General features: G+C 50.2%; 21 protein-coding genes. 6 read left to right on the plus strand and 15 right to left on the minus strand.

What is annotated here, in order from left to right; all coding sequences use genetic code 11:
- Positions 1-391 precede the first annotated feature (391 nt).
- On the plus strand, positions 392-946 hold the full coding sequence (locus JQ822_RS23665; RefSeq protein ID WP_213135431.1) for a gamma carbonic anhydrase family protein: 555 nt from the start codon (positions 392-394) through the stop codon (positions 944-946).
- Here the strand turns inward: JQ822_RS23665 and JQ822_RS23670 are convergent.
- From JQ822_RS23670 to dprA, 6 genes are read right to left on the minus strand one after another with little or no spacing between them, the layout of a single operon-like run.
- A complete protein-coding gene (locus JQ822_RS23670; protein WP_213135432.1) occupies positions 922-1,179 on the minus strand; it encodes a DUF1488 domain-containing protein in 258 nt (85 codons plus the stop codon). The genes JQ822_RS23665 and JQ822_RS23670 overlap by 25 nt on opposite strands.
- Positions 1,176-1,997, minus strand: a complete 822-nt coding sequence (aroE, locus tag JQ822_RS23675) for a shikimate dehydrogenase (protein ID WP_213135433.1) — start codon at positions 1,995-1,997, stop codon at positions 1,176-1,178. The genes JQ822_RS23670 and aroE overlap by 4 nt, the downstream gene beginning before the upstream one ends.
- A 1-nt stretch (position 1,998) precedes the next feature.
- A complete protein-coding gene (gene tsaC, locus JQ822_RS23680) occupies positions 1,999-2,571 on the minus strand; it encodes an L-threonylcarbamoyladenylate synthase type 1 TsaC (RefSeq protein ID WP_213135434.1) in 573 nt (190 codons plus the stop codon).
- Between the two features lie 3 nt (positions 2,572-2,574).
- Positions 2,575-3,117: a DNA topoisomerase family protein gene (locus tag JQ822_RS23685; RefSeq protein ID WP_213135435.1), complete on the minus strand. Its 543-nt coding sequence runs from the start codon at positions 3,115-3,117 to the stop codon at positions 2,575-2,577.
- Positions 3,118-3,143: 26 nt separating this feature from the next.
- Entirely contained in the window at positions 3,144-3,617 is a 474-nt protein-coding gene (gene smg, locus JQ822_RS23690; RefSeq protein ID WP_003031162.1) for a DUF494 family protein Smg, read from the minus strand.
- Positions 3,589-4,713, minus strand: a complete 1,125-nt coding sequence (dprA, locus tag JQ822_RS23695; protein WP_213135436.1) for a DNA-protecting protein DprA — start codon at positions 4,711-4,713, stop codon at positions 3,589-3,591. Before dprA ends, smg begins: the two co-directional genes overlap by 29 nt.
- Before the next feature lie 129 nt (positions 4,714-4,842).
- Between dprA and def the strand changes: the two genes are divergently transcribed.
- The 5 genes from def (at position 4,843) to mscL (ending at position 9,609) form a co-directional block, all read left to right on the plus strand.
- On the plus strand, positions 4,843-5,352 hold the full coding sequence (def, locus tag JQ822_RS23700; RefSeq protein ID WP_213135437.1) for a peptide deformylase: 510 nt from the start codon (positions 4,843-4,845) through the stop codon (positions 5,350-5,352).
- 14 nt (positions 5,353-5,366) lie between these two features.
- Positions 5,367-6,314, plus strand: coding sequence for a methionyl-tRNA formyltransferase (gene fmt / locus JQ822_RS23705; protein WP_213135438.1), 948 nt, complete (start codon positions 5,367-5,369; stop codon positions 6,312-6,314).
- Positions 6,315-6,366: 52 nt separating this feature from the next.
- Entirely contained in the window at positions 6,367-7,656 is a 1,290-nt protein-coding gene (gene rsmB / locus JQ822_RS23710) for a 16S rRNA (cytosine(967)-C(5))-methyltransferase RsmB (RefSeq protein ID WP_213135439.1), read from the plus strand.
- Positions 7,657-7,677: 21 nt separating this feature from the next.
- Positions 7,678-9,054 carry a Trk system potassium transporter TrkA gene (trkA, locus tag JQ822_RS23715; protein ID WP_213135440.1) on the plus strand — a complete coding sequence of 459 codons (1,377 nt, stop codon included), beginning with the start codon at positions 7,678-7,680 and terminating at the stop codon, positions 9,052-9,054.
- Positions 9,055-9,195: 141 nt separating this feature from the next.
- A complete protein-coding gene (gene mscL / locus JQ822_RS23720; RefSeq protein ID WP_213135441.1) occupies positions 9,196-9,609 on the plus strand; it encodes a large-conductance mechanosensitive channel protein MscL in 414 nt (137 codons plus the stop codon).
- Here mscL and arfA read toward each other — a convergent pair.
- The 9 genes from arfA to rpmJ form a co-directional block, all read right to left on the minus strand.
- The gene (arfA, locus tag JQ822_RS23725; RefSeq protein ID WP_213135442.1) at positions 9,606-9,824 is read right to left on the minus strand and encodes an alternative ribosome-rescue factor ArfA; all 219 of its coding nucleotides are present in this window, start codon (positions 9,822-9,824) and stop codon (positions 9,606-9,608) included. The two genes, mscL and arfA, sit on opposite strands and share 4 nt — an antisense overlap.
- Before the next feature lie 57 nt (positions 9,825-9,881).
- Complete coding sequence (gene zntR / locus JQ822_RS23730; protein WP_213135443.1) at positions 9,882-10,307, minus strand: Zn(2+)-responsive transcriptional regulator; 426 nt, start codon at positions 10,305-10,307, stop codon at positions 9,882-9,884.
- A 10-nt stretch (positions 10,308-10,317) separates the two neighbouring features.
- Positions 10,318-10,686 (minus strand): DnaJ family domain-containing protein, encoded by a 369-nt coding sequence (locus JQ822_RS23735; protein WP_213135444.1) that lies wholly within the window; start codon positions 10,684-10,686, stop codon positions 10,318-10,320.
- Between the two features lie 107 nt (positions 10,687-10,793).
- Positions 10,794-11,180, minus strand: coding sequence for a 50S ribosomal protein L17 (rplQ, locus tag JQ822_RS23740; RefSeq protein WP_001216372.1), 387 nt, complete (start codon positions 11,178-11,180; stop codon positions 10,794-10,796).
- Positions 11,181-11,220: 40 nt separating this feature from the next.
- Positions 11,221-12,210 carry a DNA-directed RNA polymerase subunit alpha gene (locus tag JQ822_RS23745; protein ID WP_096755434.1) on the minus strand — a complete coding sequence of 330 codons (990 nt, stop codon included), beginning with the start codon at positions 12,208-12,210 and terminating at the stop codon, positions 11,221-11,223.
- A gap of 25 nt (positions 12,211-12,235) precedes the next feature.
- A complete protein-coding gene (rpsD, locus tag JQ822_RS23750; RefSeq protein ID WP_003031138.1) occupies positions 12,236-12,856 on the minus strand; it encodes a 30S ribosomal protein S4 in 621 nt (206 codons plus the stop codon).
- A 33-nt stretch (positions 12,857-12,889) separates the two neighbouring features.
- Positions 12,890-13,279: a 30S ribosomal protein S11 gene (rpsK, locus tag JQ822_RS23755; protein WP_003031137.1), complete on the minus strand. Its 390-nt coding sequence runs from the start codon at positions 13,277-13,279 to the stop codon at positions 12,890-12,892.
- Positions 13,280-13,295: 16 nt separating this feature from the next.
- Positions 13,296-13,652 (minus strand): 30S ribosomal protein S13, encoded by a 357-nt coding sequence (gene rpsM, locus JQ822_RS23760; protein WP_003031135.1) that lies wholly within the window; start codon positions 13,650-13,652, stop codon positions 13,296-13,298.
- Positions 13,653-13,798: 146 nt separating this feature from the next.
- Entirely contained in the window at positions 13,799-13,915 is a 117-nt protein-coding gene (gene rpmJ / locus JQ822_RS23765; RefSeq protein ID WP_000868187.1) for a 50S ribosomal protein L36, read from the minus strand.
- Between the last annotated feature and the right edge of the window lie 24 nt (positions 13,916-13,939).

Below are 13,939 nucleotides of genomic sequence, written 5' to 3' on the forward strand. Positions count from 1 at the left end.
CGTTAAGAATCCGTATCTTCGAGTGCCCACACAGATTGTCTGATAAATTGTTAAAGAGCAGTTGCGACGCGCTTTAGCGCTCTGTCGCGAGGTGGCGTATATTACGCTTTCCTCTTTCAGAGTCAACCCCTTATTTCAGGTTTTTCTCTTCAACCGAACCGGCTGTTTGTGTGAAGTGATTCACATCCGCCGTGTCGATGGAGGCGCATTATAGGGATNTCCCATTTTTTAGCACAAGTGTTTTTTAGATCTTTTTTACCGAGTGACTGTTTTTTACCCCTTTCGCTACATTCCTGCACAATATGACTGATTTTTGATAGCTAAATCACTTGCACAGTCTCAATAATCCAACCAAAGTCTTCATTACTGCTCTAATTTCTTTGAGGTAAACATGTCTGACGTACTACGTCCTTATAAGGATCTTTTCCCGCAGATCGGGAAATACGTAATGATCGATGCCAGCAGCGTCGTCATTGGTGATGTTCGCCTGGCTGATAATGTCGGGATTTGGCCACTGGTTGTGATTCGTGGCGACGTGAACTATGTACAAATCGGCGCCCGCACAAACATTCAGGACGGCAGCGTTCTACATGTCACGCATAAATCCACATCTAATCCGCAGGGTAATCCACTGATCGTGGGTGAGGATGTCACGGTTGGTCATAAAGTCATGCTGCACGGCTGCGCCATTGGCAACCGAGTTTTGGTCGGCATGGGCTCGATTCTGTTGGACGGCGTCGTTGTAGAAGATGACGTGATGATTGGTGCGGGAAGTTTGGTTCCGCAAAACAAACGTCTGGAGAGCGGGTATCTTTATCTGGGCAGTCCCGTTAAGCAGATCCGCCCACTCAGCGATGAAGAAAAAGCGGGCCTGCGGTACTCGGCTAACAACTATGTGAAATGGAAAGACGAGTATTTAAGTCAGGATAACCAGACCCAACCGTGAACGTCTTCCTGTTGGGCCTGGATCAATGCTTCGGCTTCTTCTTCCAGATCCCAACGATGTTTCCGAAAAATTTCCAGCCACTGTTCAGGCGTGTCGCCGCCAAAACGACGCGCCAGCACTTCACCATTGATGACACACGCTAGCTGCATACCCTGTACCATCGCCGGAAAAACAACAGCATCTATATCCGCTTTCCATTCTTCTCGATCGGGAAACTGGATCGCCTGGTTCATGTAGAGAGTTCCTGTTGCAACTGTTTAATGACGGGTTCCGTCTTCGGTAGTACGCCATGCCAGAGTAAAACAGCATGCGCCGCTTGCCCCACCAGCATTCCCAACCCATCAGCACAATGTTTTGCTCCTTGTAACACACACCAGGACAAAAACGGCGTACTTCCTTTCTGATAAAACATATCGTAGCAATAAACAGAGCTGTTGATCAGCGATGCGGGAATAGCCGGGATATCCCCGCTAATCCCACTGGAGGTCGCATTAATAATAAGATCAAAGGTGTTGTTCTCAAGCTCATCCAACCCCACGGCCTGCACGCTACCGGTATGGGAGAAGATCTGAGCCAGTTCTTCTGCGCGCGAGGCGGTACGATTTACGATAGTCACCGCACAGTCCATTGAAAGGAGAGGTAGCAATACCCCGCGGGACGCCCCGCCAGCCCCAATAAGCAAAATACGTGCTCCGGGACGAATGAAAGCTAAACGCTCCAGATCGCTTAATAAACCGATTCCATCGGTGTTATCTCCCAGTAAACGTCCGTCTTCCAAACGTTTAAGGGTATTTACCGCTCCGGCAAGCGATGCCCGCTCGGTTAACTCGTCAGCCCGCGCAAACGCCTCTTCTTTAAAGGGAACGGTAATATTGGCCCCCTTCCCCCCCTCGGCAAAGAAGGTATTCAGCGTATTCACAAAATTATTAACAGGCGCCAGCACCCGCCCATAGGTGTGATCGATATTCAGCTGCCGAGCAAATTGCTGATGAATAAAAGGTGATTTGCTGTGTGCGACTGGATTGCCAAAAACAGCATAGGCTTCTTTCATATTACCCCTGTCGAAATTGTTCACCCGTTAAGGCATCGCGGATTTCCGAAGGATTTAAACGCCCCCCGGTATCGCCTTCAACAACGGGGAAGTCTGCGCCAAACTGCGCGCGTACTTCTTCTACCGTCCTGCAAGGAGGTAAACCACTCAAATTAGCACTGGTAGAAACTAACGGTTTGCCATAAGCCTGGCACAACTCAACCACCAGCGGGTGATCCGTGACGCGCACGGCCAGCGAATCAAAACGACCGGTCAACCAACGCGGCGTAGTTGCAGATGCCGGAAAAACGAAGGTGACAGGCCCCGGCCAACGTGCGAAAACAGCTTCACGTTGAGTATCGGTGAGCACACTGCCATCAATATACGGCTTGAGCTGATCAAAATTCGCCGCAATCAAAATTAAGCCTTTATCAATTGAGCGCTGTTTTAGTTCCAACAGACGGGTAACCGCCTTTTCGCTGTCTGGGTCGCAGCCGACGCCGAAAACAGCTTCAGTTGGGTAGGCGATGACATTTTCTTGTTTCAGAACCGCTATCGCAGCAGCGATGGGATCTGTGGGCAGGTTATTATTCACTTTTTAATCCGCCGAAATCGGCTTTCCACATTGTTTACTGGCACAAAAGTGTTTCACACCCTGTGCGGTTTTCTTTTCGATGAGAAGCGGATAGTGACACTCAGGACACTCACCAGCCAGAGGTTTGAAGTTAATGACAAACTGGCACTCCGGATAGCGATCGCAGGAGTAAAAAGTTTTGCCATAACGAGAACGCCGCTGGACCAGATGGCCCGTCTGGCATTGCGGACAAACAATTGCCGTTTCATCAGGTTTGTCGATAAGTTCGGTATGGCCGCATACAGGATAATCGCTACAACCAATAAACATACCGAATCGTCCCTGCCTCAGCACCAGTTCAGCACCACACGCAGGACAGAGCTTACCCTCCAGAACTTTGACAATATGTCCGTCCGCAGAAGATTTTAGCGGACGGACATAGTCACATTCCGGATACAGTGAACAGCCGAGAAACGGGCCATGCTTCCCGGAGCGAATAACCAGTTCAGCCCCGCATTGTGGGCAGGGCTCGTTTTTACGCACCGTAAACAGTGCTGATTTAGCCATAACAACTCATACTGAATGAAGATCCATTAGTGCAGCATACCTTCATTCACTTCAAAGAGTAATTCTTCCATTTGCTGATACGCATTTTCACAACCGGGAATGTTAAATAAAACCATCAGGATCACCCACTTCAGGTCTTCCAGATCGAATTCTGCTGTATCCAGCGCGAGTACACGTTCAATAACCATTTCTCGCGTTTCGAGGTTTAGCACCTGGATCTGCTCCAGGAATAGCAGGAACCCCCGACAGCTCGCATCCAGTCGATCGCACTCTTCCGCCGTATAAATACGAATAGACAGAGGATCAGATGCTAGCTGCATGGGTTCGGCAAGGCCGTCCTGATAGTCAGCAAGTTTTTCCAGCCACAGTAACGCGTTGTAGATGTCTTCACGATCAAAACCAGCGTCGGTAAGATCCCGTTCCAGTTTGTCCTGATCCACACGCAGCTCCGCTTCGTTATGGATATATGTCTCAAACAAATACATTAGTACGTCGAACATGGCTTGCCCTCCTCAATCGGACATAGCCGCCGGGTACAGCTGCGATCCATCCTGCTAACTCCAGTTCGAGTAGCTGAGCCACTACCTCTGGCACAGGTTGGCCGGCACGTTCAGCGACGACGTCAACAGGTGTTACCTCATCTCCTACGTTAGCCAGGAGCTCAGGAAATGGCAATGCCACCTCTTCGTGATCTGGTGAATAAATTGAATTTTCAGGCTCATCTGGCAACCAATGTAACCTGTATTGCAAATTTTGCAGAATGTCCTCTGGAGCCGTTACCAGTATTGCTCCTTGCTTAATAAGCCAATGCGGTCCCTCACAACCAGGGTTCCCTAGCGGCCCAGGTAAAGCAAAAACGTCCCGTCCTTGCTCCAGTGCACAACGAGCAGTCACCAACGAACCGCTACGCTGAGCGGCTTCAATAACGAGGACTCCTTTACTTAGACCACTAATAATGCGATTTCGTCGCGGAAAATTGCGGGGTAAAGGGAGCATATCCAAAGAGAACTCAGACACCAGCGCACCTCCTGCCTCGATCAGACGTTCGGCAAGATGAACGTGCCGTCGTGGATGAATGGTTTCCAGGCCATTCCCCAACACGGCAATACTTGTCCTGTTCATATTTACCGCCGCATTGTGTGCGACACCATCAATCCCCCGCGCCAGTCCGCTGGTGATTGTCACTCCGCAAGCGGCAAGCTTCTCACAAAATAATCGCCCCCAGCGTTCTCCATACCAGGAATGTTGCCGGCTTCCCACAACAGCAATCTGAAAAGAGTGTAAACAGTTAGGATCGCCAACAACAAAGAGAAGTCCAGGGTAATCCTCCGTGGCGCGAAGCTGCGGTGGATAACGTGCGCTGTCGGCAAAAACGACATGGTGCTGTGGTAGCTCCAGCCAGCGCAGCGTTTTTTCCAGTTCAATTTCAGAAAAGCTTAAAAAACGTGCGATCTGGCGAGGAGAGAATCCGGCATACTGCAGTGTCGCATCATCAATATACGGTTGAGCAATAAGCCAATGCGCAAGGCGCACCATCTCATCACCGTACAGTTCACTTACCCGTGCTAAACGTAACCAAATCTCGGTATGGGTCATCCCTATTCCCCTGCCACAAGCAGTCTTAGCAATCTTTGCGATTGGTCACTGATGCTGTCAATCAGAGGGGGTTTTGTCTAGAATAGAGGTAATAATCTTTCCAACTCCTGAACACAACTCTGGATAACTATGTCAGTTTTGCAAGTGTTACATATCCCGGACGAGCGTCTTCGCAAAATCGCAAAACCGGTTGAAGAAGTAAATGCAGAAATTCAGCGTATCGTCGATGATATGTTCGAGACGATGTACGCCGAAGAAGGTATTGGCCTGGCGGCAACTCAGGTCGATATTCATCAACGTATCATTGTTATTGATGTCTCTGAAAACCGCGATGAGCGTCTGGTGTTAATCAACCCAGAACTGCTAGAGAAAGACGGTGAAACCGGCATTGAAGAAGGTTGCCTGTCTATTCCCGAACAGCGTGCATTAGTGCCGCGGGCTGAAAGAGTAAAAATTCGCGCGCTCGATCGTGAGGGTAAGCCCTTTGAACTGGAAGCCGATGGCCTGTTAGCTATCTGCATACAACACGAAATGGACCACCTGGTCGGTAAACTGTTTATTGATTATCTGTCGCCATTGAAGCAACAACGCATTCGTCAGAAAGTTGAAAAACTCGACCGCCTGAACACCCGACCTTAAGGACAAGAATCAACGTGTCAGACTCACTACGTATTATTTTTGCGGGTACACCTGACTTTGCAGCGCGTCATCTCGACGCGTTGTTAACTTCTGGACATAACATCGTCGGCGTGTTTACCCAACCGGATCGCCCTGCGGGACGTGGTAAAAAGCTGATGCCCAGCCCGGTAAAAGTGCTGGCGGAAGAAAAAGGGTTACCGATTTTTCAGCCTGTCTCTCTCCGTCCCCAGGAGAACCAGCAACTGGTTGCTGACCTGCACGCAGATGTAATGGTAGTAGTTGCATATGGCCTGATTCTGCCAAAATCCGTGCTGGACATGCCACGTCTGGGATGCATCAACGTTCATGGTTCGCTGCTTCCACGCTGGCGTGGTGCGGCACCTATTCAACGCTCACTGTGGGCTGGCGATACCGAAACCGGCGTGACCATCATGCAGATGGATGTCGGTCTGGATACCGGCGATATGCTGCACAAGCTCTCCTGCCCAATCACAGCAGAAGATACCAGCGCCAGCCTTTACAGCAAGCTAGCCGAGCTCGGTCCGCAGGGTCTGCTGCACACGCTGCACCTGCTGGCAACGGGCACGGCGAAGCCTGAAGTCCAGGACGAATCTCTGGTGAGCTATGCCGAGAAGCTGAGTAAAGAAGAAGCTCGGGTGGACTGGACACTTAGCGCCGCTCAGCTGGAGCGCTGTATCCGCGCCTTTAATCCATGGCCGATGAGCTACATCGTCATCGATGAACAGCCGGTCAAGATCTGGCAGGCTACGGTGATTGATAAACCTGCAGGTGCCGAGCCAGGAACGATTCTGGAGGCAACTCGCCATGGTATTCAAGTTGCAACAGGTAACGGCATCCTGAATCTCATCACTTTGCAGCCAGCCGGTAAAAAAGCCATGAGCGCGCAGGATCTGTTGAATTCACGCCGGGAATGGTTCATTCCTGGAAACTGTCTGCTCTGACGGTTCACCTCTTCAAGGCCCGGTGTTTCCGGGCATTTTTATTTTTGCGGTTATGAAAAAAAATCTAAATTTACGCAGTATGGCGGCTCAGGCCGTCGAACAGGTTGTCGAAAGGGGGCAGTCGTTAAGCAACGTGCTGCCTGCCATGCAGCAGAAAGTCGCCGATAAAGATAAGGCGCTGCTACAGGAGCTTTGCTTCGGCGTATTGCGCACGCTCTCCCAACTTGAGTGGATGATCAAACAGCTGATGGAGCGCCCGATGACGGGCAAACAGCGTACGGTCCACTACCTGATCATGGTCGGGCTCTACCAATTGCTGCATACCCGTATCCCTCCCCATGCTGCACTGGCTGAGACAGTGGAAGGTGCGGTCGTTATCAAGCGCCCGCAGCTGAAAGGCCTGATTAACGGTGTATTACGCCAGTTTCAGCGCCGCCAGGAAGAGCTGCTAACCGAGTTTGCACAAAGCGAACTGCGCTTCTTACATCCTTCCTGGTTAGTGAAACGTATTAAGAATGCCTACCCACAACAGTGGGAAACCATTCTTGAGGCTAATAACCAGCGTCCGCCAATGTGGTTGCGCGTTAACCGTAACCACCACTCGCGCGACGCCTGGTTAAACCTGCTGGCGGAAAGCGGTCTTACCGGTTTCCCACACCCGGATTACCCGGATGCCGTACGTCTGGAAACCCCAACGTCAGTTCTGGCGCTACCCGGTTTCGAGCAGGGATGGGTAACCGTCCAGGATGCTTCCGCTCAGGGCTGCGTGGGCTATCTGCAGCCGAAAAATGATGAGCAGATTCTCGATTTATGTGCAGCACCAGGTGGAAAAACGACACATATTCTGGAAGTAGCCCCGAATGCAAACGTAATGGCGGTCGACGTAGACGAAAAACGCCTGTCTCGCGTCTACGACAACCTGAAGCGTTTGGGCATGAAGGCCACCGTCAAGCAGGGTGATGGTCGTTATCCGCAACAATGGTGCGGCGAACAACAATTCGATCGCATTTTGCTGGATGCACCTTGCTCGGCCACTGGAGTTATTCGTCGTCATCCGGATATTAAATGGCTGCGCCGCGACCGGGATATCGCCGACCTTGCACAACTGCAGGCAGAGATCCTGAATGCAACCTGGGCACATTTGAAGTCGGGCGGCACGCTGGTTTATGCAACCTGTTCTATCCTGCCTGAAGAGAACCAGCAGCAGATTGCCGCCTTCCTGGCGCGCACGCCGGATGCGGTACTAAGCGAAACCGGCACGCCTGAACAGCCAGGCCGCCAGAATTTACCGGATGCAGAAGAAGGTGATGGCTTCTTTTACGCTAAGCTAATCAAAAAGTGATGAGATAACGGGTCGCGACTGATGAAAATTATCATTCTGGGCGCAGGTCAAGTTGGCGGTACGTTAGCTGAGAACCTGGTCGGAGAGAACAACGATATCACGGTAGTCGATACCAATGGTGAGCGCCTGCGCAGTCTGCAGGATAAGTTCGACCTCCGCGTTGTGCAGGGGCATGGCTCTCATCCTCGCGTACTGCGCGAAGCTGGTGCCGACGATGCCGATATGCTGGTCGCCGTGACCAGCTCTGATGAGACCAATATGGTTGCCTGCCAGGTCGCTTATTCGCTCTTCAATACACCTAATCGTATTGCACGTATTCGTTCACCTGATTATGTACGCGATGCCGATAAGCTCTTCCACTCTGATGCGGTGCCCATCGATCACCTCATTGCGCCAGAGCAACTGGTTATCGACAGCATCTACCGGCTAATTGAATATCCTGGTGCGTTGCAGGTCGTTAATTTTGCCGAAGGTAAAGTGAGCCTCGCAGTGGTTAAAGCCTATTATGGCGGCCCACTGATCGGTAACGCCCTGTCGACCATGCGCGAGCATATGCCACATATCGATACTCGCGTTGCGGCTATTTTCCGCCATGACAGACCTATTCGCCCACAGGGATCTACCATTGTGGAAGCAGGTGACGAAGTTTTCTTTATTGCGGCGTCACAGCACATTCGCGCCGTGATGAGCGAACTGCAGCGTCTGGAAAAACCCTACAAGCGCATTATGCTCGTGGGCGGCGGTAATATCGGTGCCGGGCTGGCTCGCCGGCTGGAAAAAGATTATAGCGTCAAGCTGATCGAACGCGATCAGCAGCGTGCTTCAGAGCTTGCTGAAAAATTGCAAAATACGATCGTCTTTTTTGGTGATGCTTCGGATCAAGAATTGCTGGCGGAAGAACATATCGATCAAGTTGATCTGTTTATCGCCGTCACCAACGATGACGAAGCTAACATCATGTCGGCAATGCTGGCTAAACGTATGGGTGCCAAGAAAGTGATGGTGCTAATTCAACGTAAGGCTTACGTCGATCTGGTGCAGGGCAGCGTGATTGATATTGCCATTTCACCACAACAGGCGACTATTTCTGCGCTACTCAGTCACGTACGCAAAGCAGATATTGTCGGCGTTTCTTCATTGCGTCGTGGTGTCGCAGAAGCCATTGAAGCCGTCGCGCACGGAGATGAAACAACATCCCGAGTTGTAGGCCGCACAATTGACGAGATTAAGCTCCCGCCGGGAACGATTATTGGCGCCGTTGTACGGGGTAACGACGTCATGATCGCTAATGATAACTTGCGTATTGAGCAGGGCGATCACGTTATAATGTTCCTGACTGATAAAAAGTTTATTACCGACGTCGAGCGATTATTCCAGCCGAGTCCTTTCTTCCTGTAATAATTTGGGCGCGAATACAGCGCCCTTTTTATTTCCCTTGAATTTTCATGGTTTAATAAATTTTCCTTTCCGCAATACATAAATGGAAATTGCTTAAACATTTGTTAAACTTATAAACGTCAGCTGCATAGGGAGAATAAAATGAGCATTATTAAAGAGTTTCGCGAATTCGCGATGCGCGGGAATGTTGTAGATTTGGCAGTGGGTGTCATTATTGGTGCGGCATTCGGTAAGATTGTTTCGTCACTGGTTGCCGACATCATCATGCCACCATTGGGATTGTTAATTGGTGGGATTGATTTTAAACAGTTTGCTTTAACGTTACGCGATGCGCAAGGAGATATCCCGGCGGTCGTTATGCATTACGGCATGTTTATTCAGAATGTTTTTGATTTCATTATTGTTGCCTTTGCTATCTTTATGGCAATCAAGCTAATCAACCGACTGAATCGTAAAAAGGCTGAAGAGCCTGCAGCACCGCCAGCCCCATCAAAAGAAGAAGTGTTGCTGAGTGAAATTCGTGACCTGCTGAAAGAACAGAACAACCGTTCCTAAGCGTTCGCTGAAACAAGAAGGCCAGTGGTAAAAAAGTGATTCACTTTTTTGCCACTGGCCTCCCAGTTACCCCGATTGCCTTGTTTGCCTCTACGTTGATAACTTCCTTTCCCTTTCTTATTTTTCTCAACACGCTGTCTGAATAGCGGGTCATGCAGAAGTGCCTCAATAGCGTTGTCCTTTATCTGCCCTTTCGTATGCTGATAACGACTCATAATCTCTCCAGTGTGTGATAATTTACGCCGCGAGTGTAGATCTCTGCGTTCAATAAATCAACAGCCTGATTTCGTTCCGCTAGCACCTTGCTCAAGCGCTTCCAGAATAGAACAGTACACGCTGCTATGCGCCATGCCACAGCACGCATCGTTCAATCGCTGTAGCGAACGCTGCATCGCCTGAAGTTCAGCAATTCGGGCTTCGACCTCTTTTAATCTTTCCTGGACGATCCCCTTTGACTCCTGACAGGTATGATGCTCAGGATCGATACGGATCGAGAGTAACTCGCGGATCGATTCAAGCGTAAACCCCAGCTGTCGGGCATAACGAATAAATTTAAGACGCTGGAGATCGCTTTCTGTATAAAGCCGGAATCCACCTTCAGTACGTTCCACATGTTCCATCATCTGCTGCTTTTCATAGTAGCGGATGGTATCCGGTGTAACGTCCGCCAGTTTTGCTAATTCGCCAATACGATACATAGTGCCTCCGCTAATCATGACTAATCTTATGCAGTAGTTTGTCTGCATAGTTTCCATGTAAAAACTCGGTGCTAAGTCCAGCCTGTCGAAGTTTAAGTTCAAGAAGCGAAAGACGTCGGCTTATCTCCTCATGCCGAGGGTCATCTTTACGAATTCCCGCGAGGATATCAAGCAGCCGGATTGCTTCTCTACGCTGCTCAAGTTCTGGAGGAAGGCAGCCCGAATTTTTTAAGAGTCTGTACCCGGCTCGTAACTCAGGTGAAATATGAGAATCATCATCCAGGACAAGCGGCTCACCTGTACCCGGTAAATCATCAAACTCGCCTTTGGCCTGCGCATCATGGATATGACGCTCCGCCCACTGGTCCAGTAACCACATATAATACTCCAGGGGATGAACAAAAAGAGTACTGCTCGAGCAGATAGGTGGGAATACTGCGGATATAAAAAAACCCGCCGGGGCGGGTTTTTTTACGTTACTACAGATTACTCTGCAGCAGCTTCTGCTTTCGATTCAGAGCGATCAACCAGCTCGATGTATGCCATCGGCGCGTTGTCGCCTGCACGGAAGCCACACTTCAGAATGCGAGTGTAACCACCGGCGCGGCTCGCGAAACGCGGGCCCAGCTCGTTAAACAGTTTTGCCACGATCTCGTTATCACGAGTACGGGCGAATGCCAGACGACGATTAGCTACGCTATCAGTCTTGGCAAGAGTAATCAGCGGCTCAACTACGCGGCGCAGCTCTTTCGCTTTAGGCAGGGTCGTCTTGATGATCTCATGACGAACCAGTGAACCTGCCATATTGCGGAACATAGCCTGGCGATGGCTGCTGTTGCGGTTCAGTTGACGACCACTCTTACGATGGCGCATGACCTTATCCTTCTCAGTAAAACCTTAACCTGTGATCCGGTTACTCGTCAGCGATGCTTGCCGGTGGCCAGTTTTCCAGGCGCATGCCCAGAGACAGTCCACGGGAAGCCAGCACGTCTTTAATCTCAGTAAGAGATTTTTTACCAAGGTTAGGCGTCTTAAGAAGCTCAACCTCAGTACGCTGTACCAGATCACCGATATAGTGGATAGCTTCTGCTTTGAGGCAGTTAGCAGAGCGGACAGTCAATTCCAGATCGTCAACAGGGCGCAGCAGGATCGGATCGAATTCTGGTTTCTCTTCTTTCACTTCCGGCTGACGTACATCACGTAAATCAACGAAAGCTTCAAGTTGTTCAGCCAGAATGGTCGCCGCACGACGAATCGCCTCTTCAGGATCGATTGTGCCATTGGTTTCCATTTCGATGACCAGCTTGTCCAGGTCAGTACGCTGTTCTACACGCGCTGCTTCAACATTGTAGGCAATACGCTCTACAGGGCTATAGCATGCGTCGACCAGCAGACGACCGATTGGGCGCTCATCTTCTTCCGAATGAATTCGGGTAGAAGCCGGCACATAACCACGACCGCGCTGAACTTTGATACGCATGCTAATAGATGCGTTCTCATCGGTCAGGTGGCAGATCACGTGCTGCGGCTTGACGATTTCGACATCACCATCATGGGTGATATCGGCTGCAGTCACAGGGCCAATGCCAGATTTATTCAAGGTAAGAATAACATCATCTTTACCCTGAACTCTCACCGCCAGCCCTTTCAGGTTGAGCAGGATTTCCAGGATATCTTCCTGAACGCCTTCTTTGGTGCTGTACTCATGTAGTACACCATCAATCTCAACCTCGGTCACCGCACAACCCGGCATCGATGAGAGCAGAATACGGCGCAGTGCGTTACCCAAAGTATGGCCAAAGCCACGCTCTAAAGGCTCAAGGGTCACCTTGGCGTGCGTCGAACTCAGTTGCTCGATATCTACCAGGCGCGGTTTTAGAAACTCTGTCACAGAACCCTGCATTGTGTCCTCTCTTTGGTACTAAGCTTTACTTGGAGTAAAGCTCGACGATCAGGTGTTCGTTAATGTCCGCAGACAGATCAGAACGCTCCGGCTTACGCTTGAACGTACCTTCCATCTTGCCAGCATCAACTTCCAGCCAGGTTGGCTTTTCACGCTGCTCAGCCAGCTCCAGAGCGGCTTTCACGCGAGACTGCTTCTTCGCTTTCTCACGAATGCTAACAACGTCATTCGGACTAACCTGATAAGAAGCGATGTTAACAACACGACCGTTTACCATAATTGCTTTATGGCTGACCAGCTGGCGTGCTTCTGCACGAGTGGCACCGAAGCCCATACGGTATACAACGTTGTCCAGACGACCTTCCAGCAGACCCAACAGGTTTTCACCGGTGTTGCCTTTCAGACGAGCTGCTTCTTTGTAGTAGTTACGGAACTGACGCTCCAGCACACCGTAGATACGGCGAACTTTTTGCTTTTCACGCAACTGCACACCATAGTCAGACAGACGCGGTTTACGCGCACCGTGCTGGCCAGGAGCTTGTTCAATTTTACACTTGGTATCGATCGCGCGAACGCCAGACTTAAGGAATAAGTCAGTGCCCTCACGACGGCTCAGCTTGAGCTTAGGACCCAAATATCTTGCCATTTTCTTTCTCCAACAATCCTAGAAACGACAGCGTTATACGCGACGTTTTTTCGGCGGACGACAACCGTTATGAGGGATCGGAGTCACATCAGTAATATTAGTGATGCGGAAACCAGCGGCGTTCAGAGCACGAACAGTAGATTCGCGACCTGGACCCGGTCCTTTGACCATAACTTCCAGATTCTTGATACCGTATTCTTTTACGGCTTCAGCGCAACGCTCTGCTGCAACCTGAGCTGCAAACGGAGTGGATTTGCGAGAACCACGGAAACCGGAACCACCGGCTGTTGCCCAACCCAGTGCGTTACCCTGACGATCAGTAATGGTAACGATGGTGTTGTTAAAAGAAGCATGGATATGAGCCACGCCGTCAGAGACTTGTTTTCTTACACGTTTACGTGCACGAATTGGTGCCTTTGCCATTATTCAATCACCCCGATTATTTCTTGATCGGTTTGCGCGGACCCTTACGGGTACGTGCGTTGGTCTTGGTACGCTGACCGCGAACCGGGAGACCACGACGATGACGCAAACCGCGATAGCAACCAAGGTCCATAAGGCGCTTGATGCTCATGCTAACTTCACGGCGCAGATCACCTTCAACGACAAATTTGGCAACTTCGTCACGCAGCGTGTCGATTTGTTCTTCAGACAGCTCACTGATCTTAACATCTTCAGCGATACCCGCTGCAGCCAGAATGGCCTTAGAACGGGTCTTGCCGACGCCATAGATCGAAGTTAATGCGATCACAGCATGTTTCTGATCAGGAATGTTAATGCCTGCTATACGGGCCACTATGCACTCCTACTATTTAATATGTACGCACCATGCTGAAAAGCCCGTTTTCAGGATACTCAAATGGAAACGCACAGACATACAAAAGATTGGCTGGCTAATCTAGCCAGCTCAACCCAACTTTGCAAGAAAAATATGCGAATAAATCAGCCTTGGCGCTGTTTATGCTTCGGCTCGGCACTGCAAATCACACGGATGACACCATCACGCTTAACGATTTTGCAGTTACGGCATAATTTCTTGACGGAAGCACGAACTTTCATTTTTACTCTCCGTAACTTCTCGGG

This window comes from Citrobacter sp. FP75, assembly GCF_018342065.1.
Classification (GTDB): domain Bacteria; phylum Pseudomonadota; class Gammaproteobacteria; order Enterobacterales; family Enterobacteriaceae; genus Citrobacter.

Coding starts and splice junctions, on each gene's coding strand:
- JQ822_RS23665 (WP_213135431.1), top strand. CDS start 392: ATGTCTGACGTACTACGTCCTTATAAGGATCTTTTCCCGCAGATCGGG.
- JQ822_RS23670 (WP_213135432.1), bottom strand. CDS start 1,179: ATGAACCAGGCGATCCAGTTTCCCGATCGAGAAGAATGGAAAGCGGAT.
- aroE (WP_213135433.1), bottom strand. CDS start 1,997: ATGAAAGAAGCCTATGCTGTTTTTGGCAATCCAGTCGCACACAGCAAA.
- JQ822_RS23685 (WP_213135435.1), bottom strand. CDS start 3,117: ATGGCTAAATCAGCACTGTTTACGGTGCGTAAAAACGAGCCCTGCCCA.
- smg (WP_003031162.1), bottom strand. CDS start 3,617: ATGTTCGACGTACTAATGTATTTGTTTGAGACATATATCCATAACGAA.
- dprA (WP_213135436.1), bottom strand. CDS start 4,713: ATGACCCATACCGAGATTTGGTTACGTTTAGCACGGGTAAGTGAACTG.
- def (WP_213135437.1), top strand. CDS start 4,843: ATGTCAGTTTTGCAAGTGTTACATATCCCGGACGAGCGTCTTCGCAAA.
- rsmB (WP_213135439.1), top strand. CDS start 6,367: ATGAAAAAAAATCTAAATTTACGCAGTATGGCGGCTCAGGCCGTCGAA.
- trkA (WP_213135440.1), top strand. CDS start 7,678: ATGAAAATTATCATTCTGGGCGCAGGTCAAGTTGGCGGTACGTTAGCT.
- mscL (WP_213135441.1), top strand. CDS start 9,196: ATGAGCATTATTAAAGAGTTTCGCGAATTCGCGATGCGCGGGAATGTT.
- arfA (WP_213135442.1), bottom strand. CDS start 9,824: ATGAGTCGTTATCAGCATACGAAAGGGCAGATAAAGGACAACGCTATT.
- zntR (WP_213135443.1), bottom strand. CDS start 10,307: ATGTATCGTATTGGCGAATTAGCAAAACTGGCGGACGTTACACCGGAT.
- JQ822_RS23735 (WP_213135444.1), bottom strand. CDS start 10,686: ATGTGGTTACTGGACCAGTGGGCGGAGCGTCATATCCATGATGCGCAG.
- rplQ (WP_001216372.1), bottom strand. CDS start 11,180: ATGCGCCATCGTAAGAGTGGTCGTCAACTGAACCGCAACAGCAGCCAT.
- JQ822_RS23745 (WP_096755434.1), bottom strand. CDS start 12,210: ATGCAGGGTTCTGTGACAGAGTTTCTAAAACCGCGCCTGGTAGATATC.
- rpsD (WP_003031138.1), bottom strand. CDS start 12,856: ATGGCAAGATATTTGGGTCCTAAGCTCAAGCTGAGCCGTCGTGAGGGC.
- rpsK (WP_003031137.1), bottom strand. CDS start 13,279: ATGGCAAAGGCACCAATTCGTGCACGTAAACGTGTAAGAAAACAAGTC.
- rpmJ (WP_000868187.1), bottom strand. CDS start 13,915: ATGAAAGTTCGTGCTTCCGTCAAGAAATTATGCCGTAACTGCAAAATC.